Genomic DNA, 2,086 nt, shown 5'->3' with positions numbered 1-2,086 from the left:
TTATAGCGTCATTAGTTATTACGCTTAACCGATGGTTAATTATCCATTTTTTAATATTTTCTTGATGTCGTCCTCATTCTTGTAAGAGGAGTGGATCTTGATCAGGCCTTGGTTGATGGCGTGTTGGCAAGCGGTTCTTATGTTACCGGTTGCAAAGCTCGCTGCTGGCGCGTTGTCTATGGCTTTCAAAAATACCCAATGACTTTGTTTATCTTTGAGGCTAACTTCGCGTGCAATGTGCGTCGCAAGTAGCAGTAAATCGAGCAGCTCTTCGTCATTGATAGCGGTGTAAGCACGAGGCAAGAACGGGTAGTCGCTGATGCCCATACGAATGATGCGATTGACGTTATGCTGAGTCGCAAATTCGTCTACCCACGCTTGGAATTTTTCAAACATGACTTCGGCAGAGGCGTCGCGGTCGGCGTTAGGTTCGATGTAGAGTAAGTTTGCATCCGAGAAGTGGTACAAACGTGCCGGTTTTTCGATGCGCTCTGCTAGGTATTCACCGAATGCGCGTTCTAATTCTAAGCCCGCTTTGTAACCATTTTGAACGTACATGCTGCGTAAGAACGGTAGGTCGATCATCACAAAACGTAGTCGGTCGTTGAGCGGTTCATGGATAAGTTCACCCATTTGCCACTGTTCAAAAGTGTCACGCGATTTTTTCAGTGAGCGAGACAACTTCACGTTCAGCATGCGCAGATTACGTAAGCGAGAGCGGGAATGGGTAAAGAGGTCGTTACGAAGTTTTTCGATTTCACCCGCTTGGCGCTGCATGATCACGCCGCGGCGCATAATGAACAAAAACATAACCAGAACGGTGATGAATAGGGCAAAGGAAATTTTCTGGAACTTACGATGTTCCATTTCCACCTGCTCTAGACGCTCTGATTGACCGACATAGTGAATGGTCTGTTCCGCAAACTCTTTTTGCTGACGGAACGCATCTTCACTAATTTGGTTGAGTTGTTTTTGCTCCAAACGCACTAAGCTGGTGTATTTTTTGTACGCTTGCAGTGACAGTTGATATTCGCCCGCCTGTTCGTAACCCAAGCCCAACAAACGGTAAGATTGCTGCTTGATGAAGTTTTTGTTTTCCGGCGCTTTTTCGACAAGCTCTAAGGCTTTCTTCGCGTTTTCAATTACTTTTTTGCTGTCGTTCTGATGATAAGCGAGACCAGACTGAAGTAGGGCGGCTTTCGCTTCAAGCTGAGGGATATCCGCGTATTCCAGTAACTCTGTCGCACGTTCCAGATATTGCTCTGCAAGTGCGTAGTTGTAGAGTTGCAGGTAAGTCGCAGCCAAGCTCAACCGAATCTTAATGGTGCGATTGATATTACGACTGGTGCTTTCGTGATCCAGTACGTTGAAGTAGTGCACCAAAGCAAGATTGAACTTGCCTTGATAAAAATAGATGTCGCCCATTTGTTCAAGCACATCGGCCAAAATAGGGGAGCTTGGGTAAGAGTCGTAGAAATCTGCAGCCTGAGACAGATATTCAATGGCTTTGTCGTACACACGACGCTCTTGGAAAAGTCTCGCCAGCAAGCGGTTTACTTTGGCAAGGCGAGTACCGCTGTCACTTTCGATGGACTGCCAATAACCGTAAAGCAGTTCTGAAAGCGCAAGGTTGTATTTTTTACTGTTAAGGTAAAACTCACCAACAGAAGTGTAGTAATCAATTAAGGCCAAATCGGAACGACTGTCTTCAAGCATGCTTTTCGCTTGAGCATACAAACGCTCTGCGCCAACGTTATCGCCACGATGAGCCGCTAGCAGGGCTCGTTGCATCACCAGACGATAACGGACGCTGTCTGTACGTTGAAGTACAGAGTCGGCTTCGTCTAGCTGTTTTTCAATTTGATTGAGGGTGTCTTCGGCAGCTGAATAGTTGTGGTCGTACATCCAAATCATTTGGTTGCGCATGAGTTGCACATCCAAAGTCATGTAAGGCAGTTGGTATTCTTTCGCGAGCTTTTCTGCTTCATTGAGGTTATCGATCGCTGAGCGGACATTGCCCATTGTATAGTCGGCTTGCGCAATGATCTTGTGTGCTTCGATGGTGCTGGCTGGGGTACGAATGCTG

1 protein-coding gene is annotated in these 2,086 nt (G+C 46.5%); it reads right to left on the bottom strand.

What is annotated here, in order from left to right:
* Nucleotides 1-39: 39 nt before the first annotated feature.
* Nucleotides 40-2,086: tetratricopeptide repeat protein (locus tag R7P72_RS23695; RefSeq protein WP_318110783.1), on the bottom strand; the 2,047-nt coding region annotated here is incomplete at its 5' end.

Origin of the sequence: Vibrio sp. Vb0888 (genome assembly GCF_033338835.1) — a bacterium.
Lineage (GTDB): Bacteria > Pseudomonadota > Gammaproteobacteria > Enterobacterales > Vibrionaceae > Vibrio > Vibrio alginolyticus.
This window is presented reverse-complemented; position numbering and strand designations above follow the sequence as displayed.